This is a genomic window from Marinobacter sp. E2 (assembly GCF_055755345.1).
Window position 1 is genome coordinate 166,280 of sequence record NZ_CM146911.1, and the last position, 26,398, is coordinate 192,677.

The 26,398-nt window shown below is 60.3% G+C and carries 20 protein-coding genes; 8 read left to right on the top strand and 12 right to left on the bottom strand.

Annotation, left to right across the window (positions count from 1 at the left end):
- Nucleotides 1–17: 17 nt before the first annotated feature.
- Entirely contained in the window at nt 18–1,193 is a 1,176-nt protein-coding gene (locus AC0J1C_RS00715; protein WP_473045135.1) for an ADP-ribosylglycohydrolase family protein, read from the bottom strand.
- 191 nt (nt 1,194–1,384) lie between these two features.
- Between AC0J1C_RS00715 and AC0J1C_RS00720 the strand changes: the two genes are divergently transcribed.
- Nucleotides 1,385–2,059 (top strand): FAD-binding oxidoreductase, encoded by a 675-nt coding sequence (locus tag AC0J1C_RS00720; protein ID WP_473045137.1) that lies wholly within the window; start codon nt 1,385–1,387, stop codon nt 2,057–2,059.
- A 1-nt stretch (nt 2,060) separates the two neighbouring features.
- Here the strand turns inward: AC0J1C_RS00720 and AC0J1C_RS00725 are convergent, their stop codons facing one another.
- The 11 genes from AC0J1C_RS00725 to AC0J1C_RS00775 form a co-directional block, all read right to left on the bottom strand.
- Entirely contained in the window at nt 2,061–2,879 is an 819-nt protein-coding gene (locus tag AC0J1C_RS00725) for an ABC transporter ATP-binding protein (protein ID WP_473045138.1), read from the bottom strand.
- Nucleotides 2,880–2,896: 17 nt separating this feature from the next.
- Nucleotides 2,897–3,973, bottom strand: a complete 1,077-nt coding sequence (locus AC0J1C_RS00730; RefSeq protein WP_473045139.1) for a FecCD family ABC transporter permease — start codon at nt 3,971–3,973, stop codon at nt 2,897–2,899.
- A gap of 1 nt (nt 3,974) precedes the next feature.
- Nucleotides 3,975–4,979 carry a FecCD family ABC transporter permease gene (locus AC0J1C_RS00735; protein WP_473045141.1) on the bottom strand — a complete coding sequence of 335 codons (1,005 nt, stop codon included), beginning with the start codon at nt 4,977–4,979 and terminating at the stop codon, nt 3,975–3,977.
- Nucleotides 4,976–5,899, bottom strand: a complete 924-nt coding sequence (locus AC0J1C_RS00740; protein WP_473045142.1) for an ABC transporter substrate-binding protein — start codon at nt 5,897–5,899, stop codon at nt 4,976–4,978. Before AC0J1C_RS00740 ends, AC0J1C_RS00735 begins: the two co-directional genes overlap by 4 nt.
- Nucleotides 5,899–8,010 carry a TonB-dependent receptor family protein gene (locus AC0J1C_RS00745; protein ID WP_473045143.1) on the bottom strand — a complete coding sequence of 704 codons (2,112 nt, stop codon included), beginning with the start codon at nt 8,008–8,010 and terminating at the stop codon, nt 5,899–5,901. Before AC0J1C_RS00745 ends, AC0J1C_RS00740 begins: the two co-directional genes overlap by 1 nt.
- Before the next feature lie 100 nt (nt 8,011–8,110).
- A complete protein-coding gene (locus tag AC0J1C_RS00750; RefSeq protein ID WP_473045144.1) occupies nt 8,111–9,307 on the bottom strand; it encodes a type III PLP-dependent enzyme in 1,197 nt (398 codons plus the stop codon).
- Complete coding sequence (locus AC0J1C_RS00755; RefSeq protein ID WP_473045145.1) at nt 9,300–11,150, bottom strand: IucA/IucC family protein; 1,851 nt, start codon at nt 11,148–11,150, stop codon at nt 9,300–9,302. The genes AC0J1C_RS00750 and AC0J1C_RS00755 overlap by 8 nt, the downstream gene beginning before the upstream one ends.
- Nucleotides 11,141–12,334 carry an MFS transporter gene (locus tag AC0J1C_RS00760; protein ID WP_473045146.1) on the bottom strand — a complete coding sequence of 398 codons (1,194 nt, stop codon included), beginning with the start codon at nt 12,332–12,334 and terminating at the stop codon, nt 11,141–11,143. Before AC0J1C_RS00760 ends, AC0J1C_RS00755 begins: the two co-directional genes overlap by 10 nt.
- A complete protein-coding gene (locus tag AC0J1C_RS00765) occupies nt 12,331–14,127 on the bottom strand; it encodes an IucA/IucC family protein (RefSeq protein WP_473045147.1) in 1,797 nt (598 codons plus the stop codon). The genes AC0J1C_RS00760 and AC0J1C_RS00765 overlap by 4 nt, the downstream gene beginning before the upstream one ends.
- Complete coding sequence (locus AC0J1C_RS00770; RefSeq protein ID WP_473045149.1) at nt 14,127–15,338, bottom strand: ATP-grasp domain-containing protein; 1,212 nt, start codon at nt 15,336–15,338, stop codon at nt 14,127–14,129. Before AC0J1C_RS00770 ends, AC0J1C_RS00765 begins: the two co-directional genes overlap by 1 nt.
- 38 nt (nt 15,339–15,376) lie before the next feature.
- Nucleotides 15,377–16,162: an HpcH/HpaI aldolase family protein gene (locus tag AC0J1C_RS00775; RefSeq protein ID WP_473045150.1), complete on the bottom strand. Its 786-nt coding sequence runs from the start codon at nt 16,160–16,162 to the stop codon at nt 15,377–15,379.
- A gap of 415 nt (nt 16,163–16,577) precedes the next feature.
- Here AC0J1C_RS00775 and AC0J1C_RS00780 point away from each other — a divergent pair, with 415 nt between their 5' ends.
- The 7 genes from AC0J1C_RS00780 (at nt 16,578) to AC0J1C_RS00810 (ending at nt 26,271) form a co-directional block, all read left to right on the top strand.
- Nucleotides 16,578–18,773 (top strand): FAD-dependent oxidoreductase, encoded by a 2,196-nt coding sequence (locus AC0J1C_RS00780; RefSeq protein ID WP_473045151.1) that lies wholly within the window; start codon nt 16,578–16,580, stop codon nt 18,771–18,773.
- 79 nt (nt 18,774–18,852) lie between these two features.
- Complete coding sequence (locus AC0J1C_RS00785; protein ID WP_473045153.1) at nt 18,853–19,824, top strand: radical SAM protein; 972 nt, start codon at nt 18,853–18,855, stop codon at nt 19,822–19,824.
- Between the two features lie 436 nt (nt 19,825–20,260).
- A complete protein-coding gene (locus tag AC0J1C_RS00790; RefSeq protein WP_473045154.1) occupies nt 20,261–21,664 on the top strand; it encodes a sodium:solute symporter family transporter in 1,404 nt (467 codons plus the stop codon).
- Nucleotides 21,665–21,667: 3 nt separating this feature from the next.
- Entirely contained in the window at nt 21,668–22,618 is a 951-nt protein-coding gene (locus tag AC0J1C_RS00795) for a metallophosphoesterase family protein (protein ID WP_473045155.1), read from the top strand.
- Between the two features lie 149 nt (nt 22,619–22,767).
- Nucleotides 22,768–23,283 carry a diaminobutyrate acetyltransferase gene (gene ectA, locus AC0J1C_RS00800; protein ID WP_473045157.1) on the top strand — a complete coding sequence of 172 codons (516 nt, stop codon included), beginning with the start codon at nt 22,768–22,770 and terminating at the stop codon, nt 23,281–23,283.
- A 222-nt stretch (nt 23,284–23,505) separates the two neighbouring features.
- Nucleotides 23,506–24,774, top strand: coding sequence for a diaminobutyrate--2-oxoglutarate transaminase (gene ectB / locus AC0J1C_RS00805; protein ID WP_091989632.1), 1,269 nt, complete (start codon nt 23,506–23,508; stop codon nt 24,772–24,774).
- Nucleotides 24,775–24,828: 54 nt separating this feature from the next.
- Nucleotides 24,829–26,271, top strand: a complete 1,443-nt coding sequence (locus tag AC0J1C_RS00810) for an aspartate kinase (protein ID WP_091989635.1) — start codon at nt 24,829–24,831, stop codon at nt 26,269–26,271.
- Nucleotides 26,272–26,398 lie beyond the last annotated feature (127 nt).

The following is a 26,398-nucleotide window of genomic DNA, read 5'->3' on the forward strand; positions in this document are numbered from 1 at the left end:
CCGGTGTGCCCCAGTGTTTAACGGGATGTTACCAGTCGTTCGATATCCGAGAAGATGCTGGCCGCATGGTTTACCCGTGCCAGCCAGCTCAGGGGAATCCCGCGCTCACCGCCGAGGCCATGGATAGCCGCCATCGCCGGCCCGATCAACCAGGCCCGGCCGCAGGAATCGCCTCCGCACTGGATGTTGGCGCGAACCGCCTCCGCGTAGCTGCTGGCATGGCTCAGGACATGGAAGATCACTGGCATGGCTTCGTGAAGGTAACAGGTACGACCAAAGGTGTCGCCAGCGCCGGGCCCGTCGATCCGCCTGCCCGCGCGCGCCTTTTTCAGAGTTTCCGGGGCCGGTGACTCCCCGGCGGCGCTGTCGAGGGCCGTCGAGAGTGACTCGCCCCGGAACAGAAGATCCAGCAGCCTCATGGCGCAGCGTGCCCAGGCCACCGCTGTGTCGTTGTGGTTGGTTACCCGCACCGCTGCTTCTGTAACCTGCGGAAGGTCCGGGTGACCACAGTACACCGCCACCAGAGGTGCCAGTTTTGAGACGGCTGGCAGCTGGGTGTCATCAGCGCCGCTCTCGGCCACGCGATGTCGATCAATGGTCTCTGCCAGGCGGACACCGGCGTCCTGGATTTCGGAGTCTGGGTAGGTCAGGTTAATGGCCTCGCGCACTGGCCGGGCCAGCTGGCTGCCGGTCAGCCGGCGTGTGTAGGGCATGACCTTTTGTACCAGGATGCGCTTCTGCTCGGCGGTGAGTCTGGCCGGCATGTCGGCCAGTGCCTTTTCCACTGCGTTGCGCTCAATGGCGTCAAAGTTCTCGAGCGTGATGCGTGTGGGATTGTCGATGAATCCACGCCATTGCCCGCCCGGCCCGAAAAACGACCGAAAACGGCGCTGGTAGTCGCGAATGTCCAGTGTGCCCTGACTGGCAAGCAGACTTTCCATCAGCACGTGGGTGGCAGCGCCATAGTGGCTGATATCCCCGGCCTCCTTGCCGTCGTGGGCGAAGTAGCCAAAACCCCGGGTGTAGTACTCCGCTCTGGGAGGAAGAAACTCCGGAGCCCCGCCCCCGACTTCGGCGATGCGGTCGCTGCTGTAGAGCCAATGGAGTCCCAGGCTTGCGGCATCGGCGACCCACCCGCCGGCAAGGGCCGCAATCATGGCGGGGGTTCGTTGTCCGGGTTGTGTGTCGGTCATTGAGGCCTCCTTGGTTGGGATGCAGAGCCTTGTCGGAAAATACGAGCCGTTGCCTGAGGCCGGACCAATGTGCCCTGGCCCCTCCATCCTAGGGCTTTGCCTGAGTTGTCACCACTACCCGATGGGTGCGTACCGGAAACCGGCGTTGACGCTCCGGCGGGCGGCTTCTAGGGTTAAGGGAGGAGGTGTCTATGAGTCATACACTGAAAATTCAGGATATTCAGAATGTGACCCACGATGTCAGGCAGATTCGCCTGGAGAAGCCTCAGGGTTACACGTTTACGCCCGGCCAGGCTACCGAAGTGTCGGTTGATCGCGAAGGCTGGCGGGACGAAGGCCGGCCCTTTACCTTTACCTCGCTCGATTCCGACCCTTATCTGGAGTTCACCATCAAGATCTACCCGGACCACGAGGGCGTGACCGACCAGATCGGAAAGCTCAGCAAGGGTGATCACCTGATCATCGGTGACCCTTGGGGAACCATCGAATACAAGGGCGAGGGTGTGTTCCTGGCGGGCGGTGCGGGTGTAACCCCGTTTATCGCCATTCTGAGAGACCTGCATCGCAAGGGTGAGATCGGCAACAACCAGCTGCTGTTTTCCAACAAGAGTGAACGGGACATCATCCTCAGGGACGAGTTCGAGACGATCCTGGGTGATCAGTTCATTAACGTCATCACCGATGAAAAGCCCAGGGGTGATCACCTCTTTCTGGATGGGGTCATCGACAAGTCGTTTCTGGAGTCACACATAGAGAATTTTGATCAGGCGTTCTATGTGTGCGGCCCCGACCCGTTCAACAAGGGCATTATGTCTGCGTTGAAAGAGCTGGGCGCCAAGCCGGACGCGCTGGTTTTCGAGAAGTAGGTCAGGTCACTGAAAGGCGCCGATTACTTGCACCACGGTCAGTTCTGATAGACCCGGCAAAGCCGCAACAGAATGGGCGGTTGTCCCGCCCGACCGTGACTGCCGTTGTTACGCCAAACACACGGCTGATAAGGTTCTCAGTGATGACCTCTCCGGGACTGCCGATGGTTTCGAGCTGGCCGTCCGCCAGTATCGCAATCCGATCGGCAAACTGTGCGGCCTGGTTCAGATCATGCAATGACATCACCACCGTGAGGCCGTGATCGCGATTCAAATTGGATAAAAGCTCCAGCACTTCCAACTGATAGCCCCAGTCCAGAAACGTGGTTGGCTCGTCCAGCAGTAGGATATCGGTTTCCTGAGCCAGGGCCATGGCAATCCATACCCGCTGCTGTTGCCCGCCCGAAAGCGCTTCGACCGGGCGTTCAGCGAGATCCGAGACGCCCGTCATCGCCATGGCGTCTTGGATTGCGTTTTCGTCAGTGGTGAGGTTCCGCTGCCACCATCGACGATGCGGGAATCGACCCAGCGCCACCAGATCCCGGACCAGGATACCCTCCGGCACAATCGGTTTCTGGGGCAGCATGGCAAGCCTGAGGGCCAGCTTGCCCCGTTCCCATTGTGCAACCGGTTGGTCGTCCAGGTAGACCTGGCCGGAGCGGGCCGGCAGCAGGCCCGCAAAACTTTTCAGCAAGGTACTCTTACCGGACCCGTTGGGGCCCAGCAGACAGGTAATGCCACCCTCGGGAATAATCAGCGAGACGTTGTCTACAACCGTTTTGTCGCCATAAGCCAGCGAGAGAGACTCGGTTCGTAACATGGTGAAGGGGTCCGGCTTCAGGGTTGACGCGATAACAGATACAGAAAGAAAGGTACGCCAAGGACGGCGGAAACGACGCCCACGGGCACTTCATAGGGTGTGAACAGCGTTCGGCCCAGTAAATCCGCCAGTACTGCCAGCACCGCGCCCAATAGTACACACAACACCAGCTGCACCGGAAGGTTGGCGCCGGCTAGCCGGCGGCTGATGTGTGGGATTAGCAGGCCAATGAAACCAACGGGGCCCACCACGCCGACCGCGCTGGCCGCCAACAGGGTGGCAATCAGCAGAGCAAAGGTACGCCAGCGGTTCAGGCCCAGGCCCAGCGTACGTGAGTGTTGGTCGTCGAGTTGCATCACATTCAGTGGGCGCATGAGCAGAGCCACTCCGATCAGCCCAATGAGTGTCCATGGAAGCAACGTGTGCAGGTGTTGCCACTCGCTACCATACAGCGAGCCGGCCAGCCATTGGGCCACCAGCTCGGTATGGGCGTGGCCCCAGAACGCCAGGGCACCGGTGGTCAGCGCGTGAAGCATGCCGGCAATGACAGCGCCGGTCAGCGTCATTTTCACCGGCGACAGCTGGCCATGGCGCATGCCAAGGCAAAACACCGCAAGCGCCGTCACCAGTCCCCCGGCCATCGCAAACAGTGGCAGGTATTGAAGGGCAAAGGAGGTATTGCTGTAGGGGTTCTCACTGGAGACCAGCCAGTCACCGACGATGAAGGCGATAACGGCCACCAGGCTTGCGCCGGCGGAGATGCCGAGAATGCCGGCTTCGGCCAGGGGATTGCGGCTGAGCAACTGCAACAGCCATCCCGACAGGGCGAAGTGAATACCGATAAGAGCGCCGGTCAGGGTGCGGGGCAGCCGCAGTTCGAAGACGACTCTCTGTACGTGTTGCGAGCTGTCTCCGGTGAGCCCAGCCCAAACCTGGGCCCAGGTCAGGTCCACAGCCCCCAGCTGAACGCCAGCGATGATGACAACAACCAGGCTGAGCCCGCCGGCCAGAAACAGCCTGGCGATAGGTCTGGCACCCGAAGGCCGACTGCCAGCGCGGCTTGCCCGGGTTGGTGTTGTTGCCGGACTGGTCACGTTATGCGCTCCGGGGTGAGGTTCGCGAATTGAGCAGGTAGATCAGCCATGGGGCTCCAATAAGGGCGGTCAGCATACCGACGGGTAATTCCTGGGGGAAGGCCAGTTGCCGTGCCAGGATATCGGCGGCCAGCAGCAACAGCCCTCCGAGCAGAGCGCTCAATGGTAGCCAGTGCTGAATCTGATCGCCTGCGAGCCGCCGGGCGATGTGTGGCGCCACCAGGCCAATAAACACGATTGGACCGGTGAAGGCGACCAGCGCGGCAGCCAGCAGCAATGCCAGTAACAGGAAAGTCAGGCGCCAGCGTCCGACGGCCAGGCCCATGGCCAGCGCCAGATCGTCGTCCAACTGCAACACACGAAAGGGGCGCTGCATGGCCAACAGGGCACCGAGTGGCAGGAGCAGCCAGGGCAGCACCATCTGGAGCTGGAGCCAGCCTCTTCCCATCAGGCTGCCCGCCAGCCAATAGTAGAGTTCTGCCGCCTCCGCCCCGGATACCAGCAAAAGGCCGGTAGTCAGTGCCGTTGCCAGCGAGGTGACGGCGATGCCGGCGAGTACCACGCGCTCCGGCTGGAGTCTCCTTCGACCGGCGATGGCGAAGGTCAGAGCACCCCCGAGCAGGCCCCCGCCCAGTGCCATCAGCGGCAGCCACATTGCGCCAGGTGAACTCAGGGTTCGAAGTGACACCACCGCCAGGGCGGCGGACGCAATCACGCCGGTCAGGCCGGGCGATGCCAGGGAGTTCCGGGTAACGCCTTGCATGACGGCCCCGGCAACCCCAAGCGCGGCCCCGCCAAGAATGCCGAGCAGGTTGCGGGGAAGTCGCAATTCCAGCACGGTAATGCGGGTCAGCAGGTCGCTGGTGCCATCAATGGCTGACAGCAGCTGGAGTGGCGACACCCACTGGGAACCGGCCATCAGACCAAGGAAAAACAGCAGCACCAGGAACAGCAGTGTTACCACATAGATATTGGAGGGGCGTGCTGTCGAAGCGCTACCGGTCATGTGCCGGAGTCCGGGGCCAGCAACAGACGCTGAATGTCATCGAGGATGCGCTCCCGGGCGATGGGTCCGGCGCCCTCTTTCCAGTAATGCGGTACTTCGTAGACCTGGCCGGTGCTTACGGCCTTGAGATAGGGCCAGATCGGATTCATTGTGAACGCCCGCTGACGACTGGTGGGTAACAGGAGAATGGTGTCTGGATTGAGTTTCAGCAGGGCCTCAAGGCTGATCCGGTAGCCCAGGGGGATGCCGCTCTCGGGATTGGGTGGCTTGCCACCAACATTGTCGAAGCCCAGCTGTTCAAGCACTACAGTGGGCAGAAAGTGGTCGTAGTAGATGAAGGGCGTTTCACTGCCGCTGGTCAGCAGCGCCAAGGTCCCCGTGGGCTTGCCATTATTGCGCTCCGCGAGCGATTGAACCCGTTCGAGGAATCGATCATTGAGTGCGTCCGCTTTGGCCGGCTTACCCAGCGCCTGGCCTGCCAACTCCACCGCCCGCAGGCTATCCTCGACCGTTATCAGGTCCAGGGCCAGGAGCGGAGCGATGGCTTCGATCTGATCACCGTCCTTCTCGGTATAGCGGCGGATGGCGATCACGAGGTCCGGCCGGACCGACGACAGCACTTCCAGATTGGGCTGGTGTCGCGGTCCGAGACCCCGAACACCGCTTAACTGTGGCGCCAGGTAGTCAGGCACCCCCTGGAGTCCGTAGTCGGTGACCGCGACCGGCGCTGTTCCCAGCGCCAGTGCGACATCGGCACCGAAGGTCGAAATCGCCGCAGGCCGGGTTGCCGCAGCGGACAACCGCAGGGTTTCCCCGCGGTCGTCCGTCAACCGGATGCTGTGGTTGTCTGCCCAGCCCGATACAGGCGAAAGCAGGACAACCAGCAGGCTCGTTTCAATCCGTTTCCTTAGTGCGGCCATCAGAAGTCCAGCTGGGCCTCGAGGATGAAGCTTCGGCCCGGCTGAGGTACCCGGCCGACCGGGCTGACGTCTACGCCCCGGAAGTAGTAATCCTCATCCAGCAGGTTGTTGACCGCCAGGCCGAGGTTCAGCACACGATCACCGCCTAACGCGAAGTCGCGACCGACCCGGGCAGTCACCAGGTGGTAATCCGGCAACTCGCCGGCACTGCCATTGCTGGTTTCCTCTTCCGTGTTGTTGGCATCGCTGTAGCTTTCGCTCACGTACACCCAGTTCATGCTGGCGTTCCAGGCCTGGTAGGTGTAGACCGCATCGGCGCTGACCTTGTGGGTGGGCGCGTTGGGCAGCTCGTCGCCTTCGTTATCGCCGGACAGCTGTTCGGTATCCAGGAAGGTGTAACCCAGGCCCAGTTCCCACTGGCTGTTGAGGTTCCAGCGGTTTGCCAGTTCGATACCCTGATGGCGGGTTTCGCCCAGGTTCTCGAAACGACTGGTCGAACGGTTGAACTGAATCTGATCCTCGTAGTCGATGCGGAACAGTGTGGCGGAAGAGAACAGGTCCGGTGTTACCTGCAGGCGTGCGCCCAGCTCATGGTTCCAGGCGGTTTCATTGGCTACGGCACCTTCACGGGTGGTCTGGGCAATCTGGACCGGCACCAGGGAACGCTGGCTGTTCGCAAAGACAAACAGATCATCAGACGCCTGGTAGCCCACGGTCAGGCCCGGCAGCAGCTCCTCCGCGTTGTTTTCCTCGGTGTTGCCACTGAGGTTGTCGCGGAAATCCATATCGACGTCTTCGTAACGCAGGCCCGGTGTTACTGTCAGGCGGTCATCCAGGAAGGACACGGTATCGCTGACGTAGAAGGCCGCGGCCCGGGTGTCCAGGTGCCAGTCACGTGCCACGGAACGGTTACCGGAGGACAGTTCCAGGCGGTTGACGTCGAACTCCACATCCTCGCTGACAAATCGCGCGCCCAGGGTAATGTCATGGCGGCCATGGCGAATCGCGAGCCGGGGCTCGGTGCCCAGTACGGTGAACAAACGTGGTGAATCCGCGACGTGAGTCGAATCCAGCCCCGGGTCCGCCCAGTGGCCGTTGCCGCTGAGGTTCTGGCCGAAGAAGAAGGTGCGGTCGGCATCGTGTACGAAGTTGCGCCACTGGAATTCCACGTTGTCCGCCGGCGTGTAAGTCCAGGTGAAAGTGGCGCGGCTCATATCGGCTTCGTAGCCATCGTAGGGACGCTGGCTCTGGGTACGGTCCTGCTCATAGGCCTGTGGTGTCAGGGCACCCGGAAGTTCGGCATCGACACGGTAGTACTGCAGCTGCGACGCCAGTTCATGCTGGTCGTTCAGGTAATAACGGGCATCCAGGATCAAGTTGTCCACTTCGGTATCGGAGTGGTCACGAAAGCCGTCGCCGCGCTGGACATTGGCCTGGAACTGCAGGTCGAGCTTGTCAGTGGCCCGGCCGCCGACCCGGTAGTAGGTGTCGGTAAAGACGTTGCCGGTCTCCTCCGCAATGGTTACCCGTTCGCGAAGGGTCTGGGAGGTTTCCGCCGGAATTGGCTTGGTAACGAAGTTCACCACGCCACCCACGTTGTTAGGCCCGTAATGAACCGAGGCGCCGCCCCGGACAATATCCACGACTTCCAGGCTCGGAAGGGTAACGGGGAAGAGCGACACGCCGACGTTGCTGTAGGGGCCGATGGCAATCGGGTAACCGTCCAGCAGAATCTGAAGTCGTTCACTGCGCAGCGGGTTCAGGCCACGCACACCGATATTGGGGAGAATGCCCGTGCCGGTTTCATCAAGCACTGTAACACCGGGAACCGGGCGCAGGGCGTCCTCCAGGTTCAGAGCGCCGGTATCCTGAAGCTCCTCTTCCTCCACCACCGTGCGCGCCCCCGTGTAGGTTCTTTCGGACACCTCCGTCGGCGGCCCCAGCCAGTCTGCGGTGACGTTCAGTCCCGGAAGCAGGGCAGCAGCCTCAGCCCGCTCCTGTGCCACGGCGCCGGGTGCGATGCCCATGGCCAGAAGTGAAACGGGGAGCATGGCGATGGCTACAGACAAAGGGTGGCGCTTAAGTGGCGTTGAAACTTCAGACTTCGACATTGTGTTCTCCAGCACGCGTTAAATTTTAGTGCGCATTGTACTGATAATAATTCGCATTACAATCGCGTCAGATTATCCCACGGGTCAATCGGCTGTCCGGTTACTCGATGAAAACTTCGTTTGGGTGGGGATGCATCAGAAAGGCCTGATGTGAAATATTCCAGGCGTAGGCCCCTGCGTAGTGGAAGACCACCAGATCGCCAATCCCGAGCGAGTCGACCTCAACCCGGCGGGCAAAGACATCTTTGGGTGTGCACAGCTGGCCAACCAGGGTGACAGGGTTGCCTTTGACGCCGGGTGATTCGAAGGTTGTCTCGGAGGCAGGCAATACCTCAAATGGATGATTGTGCGACTGCGCAACAGGGGTCCGGAAGTGGTGTGTCCCACCCCGGCAAATCGCAAACCATTCGTCGCCACAGCGTTTGACATCCAGGACTTCGCCAACATAGAAGCCGCAGGGGGCGGTGATGAAACGGCCACATTCGAAACGGATGTTCCAGGCCCGATCCGAGTGAGCTTGAAGCAGCTCGTCGAGGCCGGCACAAAACCCTGGCCAGTCAAATTGCTGATCGGGCTGTGTATAGTTAATCCCGATTCCTCCACCGACATTGATCTCGGCAAGGTTCAGGTCGTACGTCGTTTCCCAGGCGCGAACCGACTCCAGGTAGTGCCTTATCAACGCAAGATGACGTTTCTCGTCGAGCTGGTGTGACATCAGGTGAAAGTGAAAGCCACGCAGCCTGACCCGGTTCTGCTTCGCCAGCAACGCCAGTGCTTCTGGTATACAGGCTTCCTCCATGCCGAACGGCGTGGGCACGCCGCCCATGGTAAGCCGTGTGGAGGGTGTTTCGGCCAGTTCGAGATTGATGCGCAGCAGAATGTCCTGATGGGTCTGTTTTCGGTCGGCGATGTCACACAGGCGCCGTAATTCCAGCAGGCTTTCCACATGGATCCGTTCAACCTTCTGATCAATAGCCTTTTCGAGGTCCGATGCCAGTTTGCCGGGGCCGCCAAAAATTACCGGCGTGGTCGGGAAATGACGACGCACCCAGTCCAGTTCTCCACCCGACGCGACTTCAAAGCCCCGTACAAAGGGGGCCAAGGCGCCGAGCACCGGCCATGCCGGATTCGCCTTGGCGGCATAAAACATGTCACAGCCGGCCGGCAAGCACTCGACTATGCCCCTTATCCGGTTGCGGAGTCCGGGCAGGTCATACACATAGGCGCACAGCGGGTCGCTTTCACCGCGCTTGAGCGCGTGGATGGCCTGCTGAACGGAGGCAGGTACGTCAGGCATGGCACAGCTCCTCCATGGTCTCCACGGTGAAAGGCATCGTCAGCGCCAGCGGGTTGGGTACCCGGGTGTACTGTGACTCACGGTCCCGGCGCTTGAAAAGTCGAGTCATCAGGTTACTTTTGTTGGGAATCGGGTCGCCCTCCAGAAGCCTGCCGAGAACATCCGTGGCCCATGGGTCGTCGGTCTCTTCCAGCCAGTCGCGCACGACTCCGGCGAGTGCCTGCCATAACCGGCGTTCAATAGACTTGTCTCCCCCGCAGAGGCAGGCTACGGCCTGGAACAGGTGATTGACCAACAGGCAGTATGCGATCCGTTTCCAGGCTTTGTCCTGACTGTAATGAACCGACGCCAGTGTTTGTTCATCGAGGGTATCCGGCAGTTGTCCCGACCAGCGGCCGGGCACGAGCTTCGTTCCCTCCAGGTCACGAACAAACACCTGGACGGGATACCCCTCCCGAATGCCCACAACCACGTTTTGAAGATGTGGTTCAAAGACCACGCCATGATGGAACAGCGACTCGAAGATCGGTGGGATCAGCAAGGCGAGGTACTGCTCGAACCACGCCAGTCTGGCCTCCAAAACGGTGAGCCGTTCTGCAACTCCCAGGGTATCGGCAGCTTCGGTGGCCGGGCAGCGACCGAAACGGTCTTCGCTGAAGAGCGCTGCGGCCAGCAATGGTGTGACACCAGGTTCGAGGTACGATTCGATACTGTCTCGCATAATGACGCCGAATCCCTCTGCTATGGTGCGGCGATCAGGCTCTGGGTGATCGATAAAATCAACCGTCTGGTAGCCGGGCTCATACAGCAGCCTGAACCCCCGCCAACGGGCCAGTGACGGGGCAAGGTAGGTCTTGAGTGCGGCGGAGAGGGCTACAGCACTCTCCAATTCGTAGACCGCGTTTTTCCGGATGCAGTTGGTCAGTCGGACGTGGGTTGAAAATTTGAGGAAGTAGGGGCTGCCGGGCTGGTACAGCGTGCGAACCGATGCGGTCGGGTAGAATCGTTGACCGACCTGGCCCAGGGGCAGGATGCGCCCGGAACGGATAGCGCTGCGGATGACGGGGAGGCGCATAAGGTAGCGTGCCTGCCAGGGGTGCACAGGAACCGCAACCCAACCATCGGGCAGATCCAGCCCGATGTCCGGACCGGAGGCTGAAGCTGGCCCGGCAATGTCACCCCGGGTGCGAAGATCGTCCGGATGAACAGCGAAATACGAGAGAGCGAAGCCCGCGCCCATCTCCGGGGAATATTGCAGGATATCTTCCGGGTCGAACCCTTCCCTGGATTTTGGTGCCGGGTGGTAACGGTGCCCGAAACTCAGGGATTGCTCTGACCAGCGGAAAGCCTCCAGCCCCTGCCCCCAATCCGCGGGAACGCGGGTGTATTCGAGAATACTCCGCATGACGTTCCGGCTGAGAAGAATCTGTCGGTAGAGCTCGCCGTTGAAGGGTTCATTGAAGCGCCGTGCCATTTGATGGAGCAGGATCCGGCCCAATTGCTCCAGCCCCAGGACCCGCCAGCCCCTGAGCGCGGATTTGTGATACGGCGCGGACAGGTAGCGGTAGTTGCAGGTCTGCGAGTCTCCCGCCACCAGAACCAGCAGAAGATCTTCGGATTCCGGGAATGCAATCTGTAGCACGCTCACCGGTTCCAGAGCCAGGCGGACACGGAGTCCCTGCGGCCAGGATCGGCTGCCTTCACCACGATGAACCGCCAGTTCTCCGGAGGGTTGGGCCAGATCCCGACAGTAGCAGTTCAGCAGGGCCTCCATGCTGGCTTGATCGGCCTGAAAGTCGCAGTGCTGATCTCTGAAATAATGATGCGAGGCTGTCATTGCCATGGCTTTACTCCTTGTTTAGGTGTTCTTGGTTCAGTGGCGGGAGAGCGGGATCGGTAGACGCTCAGAGTGATAGTAAGAAGTGTTACCCCGGCGCCCAGCCAGAACGGCGCCGTCTGATTGCTCATCCCTGTGGCAACACCCGCGAGAACCCCCGCGGCGACACCGGCCCATTTGCCCGCACTGTCGAGGGCGCCAAAGCTCTGGCCAGCGTTTTCTATCCGTGTGAGGCGTGCGGTTTCGGCATTAAGGGCAAAAAGACAGGTCGTCATGCCCAGCCCCATGACCAATCGTCCGGCGAGAATGGCGGCTGTTGTTCCGGCAGTCGCCTGAATAACGTAGGACAGTACGAACAGTGACAGGCCTGCGGGCAAGGTCCACGGGTTACCGAAAAACACGCGTCGTCGCAGTGGGCTAACCAGAATAATCAGGTAGATGGCATGAGGGAGGCTGTAGAGAACTCCGGCCATAGTGGCGGTACTGCCCGTTCGTTCCTGGGTCCAGGGAATGAAGTAGGGAAAACTGGTCACCAGTGCGAAATTGAAACCGAAGTAAAGTAACCGCAATCGCAGCCAACTAGCGGATGCCGAAACCCTTTCACGTGAATGTTTCTGGCCACCAGGCCCACCTGAAACCGGATCTGGCGGAGCAAGCTTCCATACCAGCAGTGCCGACAGAAGCGGCAGGATGGCCATGTAGAGGTACAGACGCTGGGCTGGCACCCAGGTCATGAAAAAACCGAAAAGGATGGGCGCCAGTATCATGGCCGACCTGGCCGAGCCCTGCATCCAGTTCAGTGACTGGGTCAGGTTTTGACCGCGAGCAACGGTGGAGAGGTACGCGCTCGATGCGGCAAAGGTTCCGCCCAGAAAGCCCTGAACCATCAGTGCCATGGCAAAGGTAACTACGCTCGGCGCCAATCCGGCGATTACGAAGGCCAAGGCCAGGCCAATCTGGGCCCGCAGCAGCGACCAGCGGCGGCCGAAACGGTCCGCCACCCTCCCCCAGAACGGCGCCGCCAGCGCCGTGAAAACCGTCGGGATAATATAGAACCAGCCCACCCAGACGGTGTGTTCAACCGCAAATGTGTCGGTCAGGATCAGCCCAAAAAATGGTGGCATCCCCAGTGCCACCAAGGCCGCGGTAAAGTGGCTGAGCAGGACCACCGGCAGAACAGACTGGCTCATGATCCGTTCCTGAGAAAGTTCGGGGCCAGCTTGCCGTAGAATTTATTGATGTCAGCGGCGCCGGTGCGGGACTTGCTTTCCAGGCTGCCAGCCCTGAGAAGATACTTGGTGTAAAGCTGGCGATCCTCCAGCAGCACCTTGCGCGCTGGCTGAGTATTGACGCCGAGGTCGTCAAGCTGATCGAGGACGTTGATCACCTCCTCACGAAGCACCTTATACCAGTGGGCCCTTGATCCGAGCCCTCGTGCGGACAGGCCCTCAAGAATAACCGCCAGGTTCAGTTGCAGGGTGATGGTGGTAAACATCTGCGCCAGGGGTGTTTCATCATTGACCAGGATGCGTTGATCCCGGAGTTGCGCCACTTTTGACTCGATGGACGTCAACTGTCCGCATAGCCTGTCTGGCCACAGCCTGGGGGCGTCGTTGTCCTTGAAAAGCAGCTGCGGTGGCTGCCCCGGCGTGAGCACCACCATGGAGTTCTGCTGGTTGGATTCCAGTGCAATGCCGTAGACAAGCCACAGTCGCAGGTGCACCGTCAGCGTCAAGGCAACGTACTGGCGCACCCACTCTGTCAGGTCGCCACGATTAAACTCGTCCGCCATCATTTGGGCAACGCAGCGACCGTCCGGGCTGTCGGCTAACAGGGAGGCAACGGGCACAATCTGCTGCTGGTCGGAAAACCCGCAAAACCGGCGCACAATACAGCCCAGCCAGGGCAGATCGCCAACGTGCAGGCCTGAGGATTCGTCGGTTACAGAAAAGGTCCCTTTAAGGACCGGGTCCTTGCCGGCTATCTCCTGCAGGATTTTCTGAACCGTATGACCATCATAAAGTGTGCTCGGTTTGACCGTTCGAATGTTCCGGTTGCCCAGTGTGCGAATGGTCAAAGGGACTTTCACGTGGACCTCCGGCGCTGCCTCAAGCTGGAGGGTTCGTACCGACAGTGTTGGCTGAACCCAAAGCGCAGGCGCTGGCGCACGGATAACCCTGGCACCGATGTCTGTGGTCGACAGATACTCACTCAGCGCGGTGTCCCAGAAATGAGGGTGCACCGGCAAGAGCTGGTAGCTGTCGGCAAGCCGGTTATCCAGCCCTACCTCGCTGAAATCCGGCCAGCAACCTGGGAGCTCCCCCATCGAAGTGACTTCCGAGCCGGGGACGGCAAGCCACCTTAACTGAAAACGCGGGGCAAATTCAGGCGCGTAGGCCACCAGTGCTGCCTTATCAAAACCACTCTTGGCGCGGGCACTGGGATAAAACGGATGATCGAGGAAGGCCGCGAGACGATCGAAATGAAGTATGCGTTCGGATAACCGGGGAAAATCCTTCCAGCTTTGCCCCTGATGGCGGATGTCGTCAAACCACCTGGACCGCTCCGCCAGACAGAGGGTGTCGTGTGCCTCCGCGGTTCTGCACTCATCGGCATAGATCTCCAACTGCTCCCCAGAGTCGTCGTGTTCCTCCGCGGTGAGGCAGGCCAGAACCTGTTCGTAGTGATTCACTTCCGACACGCTTCCGACCTGGCCTGCGGGCTGCCAGATGAGCGCGTCGCCACTCCACTGCCAACGCTGCATGAAGGTTGCCGGATGGACCGGCAACCACAGGATGCCCTGCGCCAGCGTCCACCGTAACCAGGTCGCCGGCGTTCCTGGAGAGCCGGGCACGCCGTCCACCCCAACTGCCTGAGAATCACTCTGGCAGCCGGCCACGTCTTCGCGGATCAGGGCATCGACCAGCCTCCGGGTCAGATACTGCCCGGGGTCTGTTGAAGACAGAGCGGTGTTCCGGGTCATCAGCCTATCTCCCACTCTGCTTCAAGATCGGTGGTCCATTCGGCCAACGTATCCTTCACACGAGAGGGATCGCTCGAAAACAACCGCAACACGCCCAGGTAGTCCTTGTTTGAATGAGTCAGTCGGACGTCATCACCCACTTTCCTCAAAGGCTCAAACTCGGCAATGCCGTCACCGCACGGCTCCCTGCGCTCAGGAGCTGAACGGCGAACCCGCCCGCTGGTAGAAGCACTGAGATAGCGTATCTGCGCCGCCTGCGTGGGAGGGGATAATTCAAGAGGGTTGCCAACATGGGCCTGAAGGATGGCATGGAACAGCCCATGATTTGTCATGCGGTCAAGCAGGAATTCGCGGCCATCCCCCACCGTACGGTAATTGATCTCGATAAGTCTCGGCCCATTGTCGGTTATCACAAATTCGGAATGGCAGGCGCCAAGGCCCACACCGAAGCGCCGTACCTGCCTGAACATCTCCTGCAGGTGAGGACTGTCCGGCTGGTAGGGCACCCACGACGCTTCAAGTTCGACAAAATGGGGAGGCTCGGAAAGCCGCACTTCAAATCCTCCGAGTGCAATCAGGCTGTTTCCGTCCCCAATGGTCTCCAGAGTGTGAACAGGGCCTGACAGAAACTCTTCCAGCAGCAAGGGTTGCCCGGGTTGTTCCTGCCAGAACTGATCACAGAACGATTGCAGTTGCGCAGTGTTGTCCAGGCGCCTGACGTTGAGGCTGGCAACCCCCTCCCGGGGCTTGGCAATACACGGGAAGGGAACGTCGTCGATCACTTTCCCCAGGGATGTCTGATCATTCACAGCCCTGAACCAGCATGCGCCATCATCGATCGCTTTCAGGTACTGGCGCATGGCGGCCTTGTTTTTTGCCCGGTAACAGGTTTGCCAGTCTTTGCCCGGCAGATTCAGGTAGGCTGCGGCCAGAGCGGTCACCGTCTGCAGGTGATCGCTGTTGGAAAACACGCCCACGGGGGCCGGGAGTTCTGAGAGAAGATCGAGAACAGACAACGGATTAAATACATCACACTGGAGAATCTGTTCCGGATAGGCGGGAAGGTCCGGTTGACTGAAATAGTGGTGATGAGTCGCCGCCTGGTCTGTCAGCAGGATCACTTTCAGCCCCATCGACTGGGCTGCAGGCAGGAATCCCCGATTCAGGGCTTCCATTGGAACATGAGCAAGAAAAAGTACGGTATCGCGCATTGGAGAACTCTTGTCAGACTTGAAGAAGAATGGCCGCCTCAGGGAGACGGCGGGCTCGACTCGGCACGGCAGGTCGCAAGGTGAGACTTGAGGTATTTAAAGAGCAGACTGCGGTCTTCTCCCAGGAGAAAGGCTCTTGCTCCCCACTCCTGCCATTCCGTCAATTGGTCAGGACTTCGTGGCAAGGCGCAAAATTCCACAGAACGCCCGCGGCAACTCGCTGCCAGTTCCGCGATGGCGTGATTGACAGACGAATGGAACGGGTCACCAGGGCAGCCGAGTGATTGCGACAGATCAACCGCTCCCGGAAGCACCCAGTCAACACCGGGAACACCCAGGATGGCTTCACGGTTGTCGATGCCTTCCTGGTCTTCAATCATGAGCACAATGAGGACTTCCTGGTTGGCCTGCCTGAGGTAGTCTTTCAGCGGGAGGGTTCCGAAACCTGTTGTCCTGCCGCCGGTAATTCCACGTTGCCCCGCAGGCGCGTACCGCGCCATCTGAACAACGTCGCGCGCCTCTTCGGCATTACGGATACGGGGAACAACAATTCCCTGAGCACCACTGTCCAGAGCCCGGCTAATCGCAGCACGATCAACCCCTGGCACTCGCACCAGAGGGGTGACGGAGGCGCACTCGGCGGCGCGGATCATATGTTCCAGGGACTCTGGATTGGTGGACATGTGTTCCGTGTCCAGGATGACAAAGTCATAGCCGGCATGGCCGATCATCTCGATCATCCAGGGCGTTGGCACTGCGTTCAGGAGTCCAAAGGCGGGTAAGCCATCGGTGATCAATTGGCGCGTGCGGTTATTGGTCAGCATTGGCGGCAATCCTGATTAACGAGAATGATTATCAACAACATTAGATATTATTTTGCATTTTCTGACAACCGTAGCCCTGCGTTCCATGTATCAGCGCCCGTTGTTTCCCAGGGCGTTGTCGGGCTCAAAAAGTAGGTAGAGACGCTGGCAATATCGGCTATCGCTGTTTCTTTTAGTGAGCGATTGTTCAAGAATGGGAATGTGTCTTTCAGGCTGCCGAATAGCGACGTATCGGCTGTGAACACGGTGGGTGTAACCGAAATGTTAGATATTCATGAGCATTCGTTGACACAATGGCGGTTTACCTGACGTACAACTGCAATATCGCCTGGATACGCACGGCAGGGCTGTGCTTTAAAACCCCCGCGGTCGGGTGTCATTTTGCCCGTGGCTCTGAATCAGAAAGGACTTTTGCATGACGTTCAAGAAATGGATCCTGATCGCCGTGATTGCCGCGGTTGTCACCGGATTTGTCTCCGCCGGCGGTACCGAGCTTCTGACGCTCGACAATCTGAAGGCCAACCAGCAGGCCATCGGGCAGTGGATCGATCAGAATCTGGGGCTGGCGGTGCTGGGTTTTGTGGCTGTCTATGTGGTAGTAACTGCGCTGTCCCTGCCCGGAGCTGCCATCATGACCCTGGCCGGTGGCGCCTTCTTCGGGAACCTGTACGGGCTGGCCGCGGTATCGGTGGCCTCAACCATCGGGGCCTCCCTGGCATTTCTGGTGGCCCGGTTCCTGATGCGGGACACGCTGCGCAAGCGCTACAGCCAGACCGTCGCCAAAATGGACCGGGGCATCGAGAAGGACGGCGCCTTCTACCTCGCCACCCTGCGCCTGGTGCCGGTGTTCCCCTTCTTCCTGATCAACCTGGCCATGGGCCTGACGGCCATGAAGCTGCGCACCTACGCGCTGGTCAGCTGGGCGGCGATGCTGCCGGGTACCTTTGTGTATGTGAATGCCGGCACGCAGCTGGGCCAGATCGAGTCCACCGGTGACATCGTCTCGGCGGATCTGCTGCTGTCCTTCGCCCTGTTGGGTCTGTTCCCGCTGATTGCCAAGTTTGTCGTGGGTTTTCTTCGCCGCCGCAAGGTATACGCCGGTTGGCAAAAGCCCGCGCATTTTGATTACAACCTGCTGGTGATCGGCGGTGGTTCGGCCGGTCTGGTTTCTGCGTACATCGCCGCGGCCGTAAAGGCCAAGGTGGCACTGATCGAGAAGGACAAAATGGGCGGTGACTGTCTCAACACCGGCTGCGTGCCTTCCAAGGCTCTGATCCGCAGTGCCAAAGCGGCGGACACCCTGCGCCATGCCAACCGCTACGGGCTGGAGTCGGTGCCGGTGACAGGCTCTTTCAAAAACATCATGAGCCGGGTCAAGGATGTGATCGCCAAAGTGGAACCCCACGACTCTCCGGAGCGCTACCGCAAGCTGGGCGTGGACTGCATTGCCGGCGAAGGCAGCTTCGTGTCGCCCTGGGAGCTGGAAGTGCGCCATAACGATGGCCGCACCGAACGGCTCACTGCCCGTAGCATCGTGGTGGCCACGGGCGGCAAGCCGGCGGTGCCGCCCATTGCGGGCCTGAAGGACATGGAGCCGCTGACCTCGGACAACCTCTGGCATCTGGAAGAGCAACCGGAGCGCCTGCTGGTGCTGGGCGGCGGCCCGATCGGCTCCGAGCTGGCCCATGCCTTTGCCCGTCTTGGCAGCAAGGTGACACAGGTGGAGATGGGTGATCGCCTGTTGGCCAAAGAGGATACCGACGTTTCTGAGCTGGTGTTGAAGCAGTTCCAGTCAGACGGCATTGATGTCCGGTTGAAACATTCCGCGGCCGAGTTCCGTATTGAGGATGGTGAGAAGGTGGCCTATTGCGAGCACGAGGGTGAGCGGGTGCGAATTCCCTTCGACGAGGTGCTGGTGGCCGTGGGCCGCGCGGCCAATACCGCCGGCCTGAATCTGGAGCGCATCGGCGTGGACACCCTGCCCAACGGCACTGTGCCGGTGGAAGAGGACATGAGCCTGCGTTATCCGAACGTGTTTGCCTGCGGCGATGTGGCCGGGCCCTACCAGTTTACCCACGCGGCCTCGCACCAGGCCTGGTACGCGGCAGTAAACGGGTTGTTCGGCCAGTTCAAGCGCTTCCGGGTCGACTACCGGGTGATGCCCTGGGTGACGTTCACCTCACCGGAAGTGGCCCGGGTGGGGCTCAGTGAGGCCGAAGCTAAGGCCCAGGGGGTGGCCTACGAAGTGACCCGGTATGGGCTGGACGATCTGGACCGGGCCATCGCCGAAAGCGAGGACCACGGATTCATCAAGGTGCTGACTCCGCCGGGCAAGGACAAGATCCTGGGCGCTGTGGTGGTGGGCGCCCATGCCGGGGAAATCCTGGCCGAGTTCACCCTGGCCATGAAGCATGGCCTGGGACTGAACAAGATTCTTGGCACCATTCACCCCTACCCGACCTGGAACGAGTCGGCCAAGTACGCGGCCGGTGAATGGAAACGGGCCCACGCGCCCGAAGGCGTTCTGAAGCTGTTGGAGAAGCTCCATGGCTGGCGCCGGGGCAAGGAAAGGCGGCCGCCCCTGAAGCACAACGACGTGACCACAGGCTGACGGAATGGCACGGGGCGTGAACCCTTTGGCTTCTGCCCCTGTCTGTGGTCCCTGAACACTGAAGTATTGAGGAGCAGTCATGCCCGTGATCGAAGCCAGAGCGGCCCGAAAAAATCGCATTCCGGCTGTGGAGATCCTGGAGCCCAGGGCCCGCGACAGCTGGACCCATACCCGCAACGGCGACCCCCGCGGCTACATCGACGCCGACCGGCTCAAGGAACTCTGGATCCACACCGGCACCGCCTGCAACCTGGCCTGTCCCTTCTGCCTCGAGGGCTCTCACCCGGGCGACGGCCGCATTCCGGGCATGAAACTGAGCGACGTAAAACCGTTTATTCACGAAGCCCTGGAGATGGGCGTGGAGCAGTTTTCCTTCACCGGCGGTGAGCCGTTCGTGATCCGGGATTTCGTCAACATCCTGGACTATGCCAGCCAGCACCGCCCCTGCTTCGTGCTGACCAACGCCACCGAACCGCTGCACAAGCGCCAGCATCAGGTTCTGCCTCTACTGGACAACCCTTACCCGATACATTTCCGGGTCAGCCTGGATTTTCCGGACCGCGCCCGCCACGACAAGGATCGCGGCGAGGGCAGTTTTGACGAAGCCCTCGAGGGCATCCGCTGGCTGATCGAGCAGGGTTTCAAGGTGTCCGTCGCCCGCCAGACCGACCCGGAGGAGATTCCGTCCGAGGTGGAAGCCGCCTTCCGTGAGATCTTCCGGGAACGGGGCATTCCGGAGAATCTGGCGTTCACGGCCTTCCCGGACCTGGGTACCCCGGGCTCGGAAGACGGCAGCCCGGAGATCACCGAGACGTGCATGGAGAAGTATCCGACGAAGGAGTCCCGGTCGCACTTTATGTGCACCTATACGCGGATGCTGGTGAAGAAGGGCGATCAGGTGCGGGTGTATGCCTGCACGCTGGTGGACGATGACCCGCAGTACGACCTGGGTGGGACCCTGGCCGAGAGCATGGATGAGCGGATTATGTTGCGGCACCACCGGTGTTTCTCCTGTTATCGGTTTGGGGCCAGTTGTTCGGCGCCTGCTTAGGTTCGGGTGTTTGTTGTCTCAGGACTGATGGCTGGTCATTGGCGGCCTGGGGGGTGACGTTATTTTCCCTTGGGAAAAACAACTCGCTTCGCTCAGACATCTTTTTCCTGGCGGGAAAATAACGTCACCCCCCAGACCGCGGATAGGACTTTGCTATTCGGTTGCTGAGTGGGAAGAAAAGAAAGGTCCGAAAGAAAGGCCCGTCAGAGCTGGTTGGAGCCCACTTCCGTTGTCGGGGATGCCGATACCGAGGTTGAACAAGGGGCAGGCCGGTAGAGGGTTCAAAAAATGTGGAGCGCCAGGGATGGCGCGACCAAGCCCTACAGGGATGTATTCACGGGCGTTTTTTTGAACCCTCTACCGGCCTGACCCGGAAAGCACCAAAACCAGAACCCCCGGGAAAAGCCCCGGAACCAAGAACAAAGGAAAGAAAAACATGAACTTCACAGAGGCCGCCCTGTTCTGGGGATTCCTGCTGGTCTACGGCGTGGTGATGTACGCGCTGTCGCCCAAGAGCAAGAACGCGAATTCGTTTTACAAGGGCGCGGACGATCAGGGCAATCCGGTAGGTCAGTGGTCACTCACGGCGAGTATCTTTATCAGCTGGATTTTCGCCAAATCGGTGACCAACGCCGCCAACCTGGGGGCGGCCTATGGGGTGGTCGGTGGGCTGGCGTATGCCAGTTACTGGCTGTCGATTCCGGTGGCCGGCTACATCATTTACCTGATCCGGACCCAGACCGGCGCCCGCAGCCTGCAGGATTTTCTTACTTCCCGGTTCGGGCGGCTGGCGGCGCTGGCATTCGCCGCAGCCATCCTGATCCGGCTGTACAACGAGGTCTGGAGCAACACCGCTGTGGTGGGGGGCTATTTCGGGTTGCCCGGCGAATGGGAGTACTACGCGGCGGCGATGCTGTTTACCGTGTTCACTCTCGCCTACAGCCTCAAAGGCGGGCTGCGGTCATCGATCTTCACCGATGTGATCCAGGCGTTTGTGTTCGTGTTCTTCGTGGGTGCGGTGCTGTTCCTGATCATTCCCGCCAACGACACCAGTGCCCTGCTGACCAACGGCGAGTTCCGGCTCAATGCCGGCTTTGATCTGTTGCTGGTAGCCTTGCTGCAATTGTTCAGCTATCCGTTTCATGATCCGGTGCTCACCGACCGGGGCTTCGTGAACAAGGAAAAAACCATGCTCAAGAGCTTTGTGGTGGCCGGACTGCTGGGCTTTGTGGCGGTGTTTGTCTTCAGCCTGGTGGGCGTGCATGCCCGGCTTAACGGCATCGATGCCATGGGCAACGCGCCCGCGGCCGTGGGGCAGTCCCTGGGGCTGGCGGCGCTGTTCTTCATGAGCGTGGTGATGATGACGTCAGCCGGCTCCACCCTGGATTCCACCTTTACCTCCCTGGCCAAGTCCCTGGCAGTGGATCTTCCAAGGCTGGCCCGCCGCGCATCGGACAAGCTGCCCAGCATGCGTGTGGGCGCGGTGGTGATGGTGATCTTCGCGTTCCTGGGCAACCTGCCCATGTTCGCCGGCACCGATATCCTCAAGGCCACGACCATCTCCGGCACCATGGTGATGGGGCTGGCGCCGGTGTTCCTGTTTTACGGGTTCACCCGGTGGTCGCCCTGGAGCTTCCACCTGAGCTTCTGGACTGGTCTGGGGCTGGGCGTGTTGCTGGCGGTCGGGCTGATTCCGGCAAGCTGGGCTATTGGCGATGGTAAGTACGCCATGTTGCTGGGCGTGAACGCCTACGGCTTCCTGATCTGCACCGCGGGTTTCTTCGTCCCGCTGGTGCTGCGCCGGCTGGCCGGTCGCTCGCTGGCGGCTGGCGAGGCCTGAGCCATGACCGAGGGCCGCAGCTGTCCGCTGGCGTACCGTTACTCACCTGAGGCCCTGTGCCAGGAGCCCCAGACGGTATCGGAGGACGTGCTCTATATTATCGGCGGTCTCTATGGTAATCCCTGGGCCCTGGATGAGATCGAGCAGATGGCGCTGGCCGAGGAGCGTCGGGGACATCGGGTGAAGCTGGTGTTTAACGGCGATTTCAACTGGTTCAACGCCAGTGACAGTCTGTTCCGGTCGATCAACAACCGGGTGCTGGACCATCTGGTCAGTCTGGGCAATGTCGATCACGAACTGGCCCTGCCCAGCGCTGGTGCCGGCTGTGGTTGCGCCTATCCGGATTTTGTCGATCACGGGGTGGTAGAGCGCTCCAACCGGATCATGGAGCGTTTGCAGGCGGTGGCCTGTGAGCATCCGGATATCCAGCGGCGTTTGTCGTTGTTGCCGCGCTATCGCTGCCTGATATTTGGAGGCCTAAAGGTTTTGGTGGTGCACGGTGATCCGGAGTCCCTGGCCGGCTGGGGCCTGGCTCACGAAGCTTTTGCTTCTGGCAGCGGGGAGAGACTCTCGGACTGGTTCCGGGCAACCGGTGCCGATGTCATCGCCTCAACCCACACCTGCCTGCCTGTGCTCTGGACGGGCCGCGTGGATGAGCGGGCCCGCCTGGTGGTCAATAATGGCTCGGCCGGCATGGGCAACCTGCGCGCTGATTCGCGAGGGCTGATCACCCGCATTGCCATCACCAGCCCTGTCACCGAGCCGGTTGCCGGTGCCGAGCAGGGAGGGCTTCATGTGTCGCTGATGCCAGTGGATTATCGCCTCGAGCAGTGGCTCCCTGAATTCGATCGGCTCTGGCCTGCGGGTTCGCCGGCGGCCGTTTCCTACCGTAACCGGCTCGTTCACGGCACCTCCCTGGTGCCGGATGATATTGTCTTCTCGTCGACAAATTAACCAGATTGTCACTGGCGAATGAAGTTAATCGGTCTATTCTGAGAAAAGGGGCCAGCGCCCTGTCGTGGGCGCGATTTCCGGCTCACTTGAAATATATTTTGTGGTCTATATAATTCAACACTAACTTTTTGCCACGAATTGAACTCGCCATGACAACAGAAGGATCGAATACAACCGCCATCTCGCTTCGCAAACCGGTGAAGGACGATGGCTTCAGGCTTCACCAGCTGGTGGCGGAATGCCCGCCGCTCGACCCCAACTCGATTTACTGCAACCTGTTGCAGTGCAGCCACTTTGCCGAAACTGGCGTGGCCGCGGAGAAGGACGGCGACCTGGTCGGCTTTATCTCCGGATACATTCCTCCCCAACAGCCCGATACCGTGTTTGTCTGGCAGGTGGCCGTCCACGAGAAAGGTCGTGGAGAAGGCCTTGCCAAGCGCATGCTGAAAGCGATCGTTGGCCGTGACGCCTGCAAGGGCGTGACCCACATGGAAACGACCATCACCGAGGACAACGAAGCCTCCTGGGCGCTGTTCCGGTCGTTTGCCCGTGATATGGGTGCCGAGCTCACCTACCACGAGCACTTCGAGAAAGGCACTCACTTCGGCGGCGAGCACGACTCTGAATTCCTGCTCCGCATCGGGCCCTTCACCAAGCCAGCCTGAGACGCCTTTCGCTGTGCTGGCGTTTTACCGAACGCTGTTAGCGAAGCGTTGTGACCGAGTTGATATCTGAAGTAGTTATCTGAACCAGCCGGCAGGCTACTGAGGTAGGCCTGCCAGACGGCTTCAATCAACGCGCGGTGGGCCTGATCGACACCGACACCGTATGACTGTGACAGGCCGCCACGCACCTACCTCGAACCTGACATGCTAAGAGGCAAGATCATGGAAATTTTCAAGTCGACTGAATCCGAAGTACGCGTGTACAGCCGTGCCTTCCCGGTGATTTTCAACCGTGCCAAGAACGCGCACCTGTACACCGAGGACGGTAAGGAATACCTGGATTTCCTCGCCGGGGCCGGCTCCCTGAACTATGGCCACAACAACGACATTCTGAAGAAAGCCCTGCTGGAATACATTGAGGCCGACGGCGTGAGCCAGGGCCTGGACATGTTCACCAAGGCCAAGCACGACTTCATGGAGTCGTACAAGAAGTACATCCTTGAACCGCGTGGTCTGGATTACAAAATGCAGTTCACCGGCCCCACCGGCACCAATTGTGTGGAAGCCGCACTCAAGCTGGCCCGCAAGGTAAAGGGTCGTAACGGCATTATCTCCTTCACCAACGGCTTCCACGGCGTCACCATGGGCGCGGTGGCCACCACCGGCAACAAACACCACCGTGGTGGTGTGGGTACACCGCTGGGCAACGTCGATTTCATGTTCTACGACGGCTACCTGGGTGAGGACGTGGACACTCTGGAGATCATGGACAAGCTGCTGAGCGACGGCTCTTCCGGTTTCGAGCTGCCGGCCGCCGTGATCGTTGAGGCGGTCCAGGGCGAGGGCGGCCTGAACGCCTGTCGCGCCGAGTGGCTCAAGGGCCTGTCCGAGCTGTGCAAGAAACACGATATCCTGCTGATCCTGGACGACATCCAGGCCGGCAACGGTCGTACTGGCGAGTTCTTCAGCTTTGAGTTTGCCGGGATCAAGCCGGACATTGTCACCGTGTCCAAGTCCCTGAGCGGCTACGGCCTGCCCATGGCGCTGGTGCTGTTCCGTCCGGAGCTGGATGTGTGGGATCCGGGTGAGCACAACGGTACCTTCCGTGGCAACAACATGGCCTTCATTACCGCCCGTACCGCCGTGGAAACCTACTGGAAAGACGACGCTTTCGCCAACGAAGTGAAGGCCAAGACCAAGGTGCTGGGCGACGCCCTGCAGGCGATTTGCGACAAGTACCCGGGTCAGTTCAAAATGAAAGGGCGCGGTTTGATGCGTGGTATCGAAGCAACCCACGCGGACATTACAGGCCCGATTACCAAGCGTGCCTTCGAGCACGGCCTGATCATCGAGACCAGTGGTCCGAATGATGAAGTCATCAAGTGCCTGATGCCGCTGACGACCAGCGAGGAAGACCTGAAGAAAGGGGCTGCCCTGCTGGCGCAAAGTGTCGACGAAATCATGCAGGAGGGGCTCAGCGAGGCCTCGTGAGGCCCGCTGTCCCTCCGCTGGACATTCATGCTGCAGGATAGCAAAGGCAAACCTATGACTAGCCAACAACATACCGTTGAAAAAATCGGCGGTACGTCGATGAGTAACTACGAGGCCGTCCGCGATAACATCATCATCGGGAATCGCAAGAAAGACGACCTGTACCAGCGCATTTTCGTGGTGTCCGCCTACGGTGGTGTCACCAACGAACTGCTGGAGCACAAGAAGACCGGAGAGCCCGGTGTCTACGCCCTGTTTGCCGATTCGGAATCGGATTGGGCCTGGGGCGACGACCTCACCAAGCTGGTCAAGTTCCTGACCGACATCAACGGTGAGCTGTTCGAGGACCCGATGCTCAAGCAGCAGGCGGACCAGTTCATCACCGACCGTATCGAAGGTGTTCGCGGCTGTCTCATAGACCTTCAGCGCCTGTGCTCCTATGGCCAGTTCCAGCTCGAGGAACACCTGCTCACCGTGCGCGAAATGCTCGCCGGTATCGGCGAAGCCCACAGCGCCTTCAATACGGCCCTCAAGCTTCAGCAGGAGGGTGTCAACGCCCGGTTTGTGGACCTGACCGGCTGGCGCGACAACGAGCTGCTGCCGCTGGACGAAAAGCTCAAGCAGGCCTTCGACGCTGTGGACCTGTCCCGGGAGCTGCCGATCGTGACCGGTTACGCCCAGTGCAAGGAAGGCCTGATGCGCACCTTCGACCGGGGCTACAGCGAAATGACCTTCAGCCGGGTGGCAGTGATCACCAACGCCCGGGAAGCGATCATCCACAAGGAATACCACCTGAGCTCCGCCGACCCCAACATCGTGGGGGCCGACAAGGTGGTGCCGCTGGGCCGCACCAACTACGACGTGGCAGACCAGCTGGCTAACCTCGGCATGGAGGCGATTCACCCCCGCGCTGGCAAGGGTATGCGCCAGAACGAAATTCCGCTGCGGGTCATGAACACCTTCGAGCCGGAGCACACCGGTACCCTGATCACCGGCGATTACGTCAGTGAGAAGCCCCAGGTGGAGATCATCGCCGGCGCCAAGGGCGTATTCGCGGTGGAAGTGTTCGACCAGGACATGCAGGGTGAGCCGGGGTCTGATCGTCGGATTCTGGACGTGCTGGCCCGCTTCAAGGTGCGTTTCCTGTCCAAGGATACCAACGCCAACACCATCACCCACTACGTGGGCAGCACGCTCAAGCACGTCAAGCGTGTGGTCAAGGCGTTGAAGGAAGAGTTCCCCAACGCCGAGATTAGCACCCGCAAGGTGGCGGTGGTGTCAGCCATTGGCAGCGACATGAAAGTGCCGGGTATCCTGGCCCGCTCGGTCAAGGCCCTGGCCGACGAAGAAATCAGCGTGCTGGCCCTGCACCAGTGCATGCGCCAGGTGGACATCCAGTTTGTGGTGGATGAGGACAACTACGAGAAGGCCATCGTGGCACTGCACGGCGTCCTGATCGAGCCCCACAATCACGAATACGCCATCGTGGCCGCCTGATCGGCACCCCTGCCGAACCCCGATAACCGAAGCGGCGCCCCGGCGCCGCTTCGCGTTTTTTCCTCTTTCCTGCGCGTTTTTACGGACCTCCGCCGGTAAATCCATCGGCATCCACCGCTCGTACCTT

Bases quoted from the DNA above. Each gene is read 5' to 3' on its own strand.
- AC0J1C_RS00750 (WP_473045144.1), bottom strand. From the start codon at position 9,307: ATGCCTGACGTACCTGCCTCCGTTCAGCAGGCCATCCACGCGCTCAAG.
- AC0J1C_RS00765 (WP_473045147.1), bottom strand. From the start codon at position 14,127: ATGACCCGGAACACCGCTCTGTCTTCAACAGACCCCGGGCAGTATCTG.
- AC0J1C_RS00785 (WP_473045153.1), top strand. From the start codon at position 18,853: ATGCCCGTGATCGAAGCCAGAGCGGCCCGAAAAAATCGCATTCCGGCT.
- AC0J1C_RS00760 (WP_473045146.1), bottom strand. From the start codon at position 12,334: ATGAGCCAGTCTGTTCTGCCGGTGGTCCTGCTCAGCCACTTTACCGCG.
- AC0J1C_RS00755 (WP_473045145.1), bottom strand. From the start codon at position 11,150: ATGGCAATGACAGCCTCGCATCATTATTTCAGAGATCAGCACTGCGAC.
- AC0J1C_RS00780 (WP_473045151.1), top strand. From the start codon at position 16,578: ATGACGTTCAAGAAATGGATCCTGATCGCCGTGATTGCCGCGGTTGTC.
- AC0J1C_RS00775 (WP_473045150.1), bottom strand. From the start codon at position 16,162: ATGCTGACCAATAACCGCACGCGCCAATTGATCACCGATGGCTTACCC.
- AC0J1C_RS00745 (WP_473045143.1), bottom strand. From the start codon at position 8,010: ATGTCGAAGTCTGAAGTTTCAACGCCACTTAAGCGCCACCCTTTGTCT.
- AC0J1C_RS00735 (WP_473045141.1), bottom strand. From the start codon at position 4,979: ATGACCGGTAGCGCTTCGACAGCACGCCCCTCCAATATCTATGTGGTA.
- AC0J1C_RS00790 (WP_473045154.1), top strand. From the start codon at position 20,261: ATGAACTTCACAGAGGCCGCCCTGTTCTGGGGATTCCTGCTGGTCTAC.
- AC0J1C_RS00715 (WP_473045135.1), bottom strand. From the start codon at position 1,193: ATGACCGACACACAACCCGGACAACGAACCCCCGCCATGATTGCGGCC.
- ectB (WP_091989632.1), top strand. From the start codon at position 23,506: ATGGAAATTTTCAAGTCGACTGAATCCGAAGTACGCGTGTACAGCCGT.
- ectA (WP_473045157.1), top strand. From the start codon at position 22,768: ATGACAACAGAAGGATCGAATACAACCGCCATCTCGCTTCGCAAACCG.
- AC0J1C_RS00720 (WP_473045137.1), top strand. From the start codon at position 1,385: ATGAGTCATACACTGAAAATTCAGGATATTCAGAATGTGACCCACGAT.
- AC0J1C_RS00725 (WP_473045138.1), bottom strand. From the start codon at position 2,879: ATGTTACGAACCGAGTCTCTCTCGCTGGCTTATGGCGACAAAACGGTT.
- AC0J1C_RS00770 (WP_473045149.1), bottom strand. From the start codon at position 15,338: ATGCGCGATACCGTACTTTTTCTTGCTCATGTTCCAATGGAAGCCCTG.
- AC0J1C_RS00740 (WP_473045142.1), bottom strand. From the start codon at position 5,899: ATGGCCGCACTAAGGAAACGGATTGAAACGAGCCTGCTGGTTGTCCTG.
- AC0J1C_RS00795 (WP_473045155.1), top strand. From the start codon at position 21,668: ATGACCGAGGGCCGCAGCTGTCCGCTGGCGTACCGTTACTCACCTGAG.
- AC0J1C_RS00810 (WP_091989635.1), top strand. From the start codon at position 24,829: ATGACTAGCCAACAACATACCGTTGAAAAAATCGGCGGTACGTCGATG.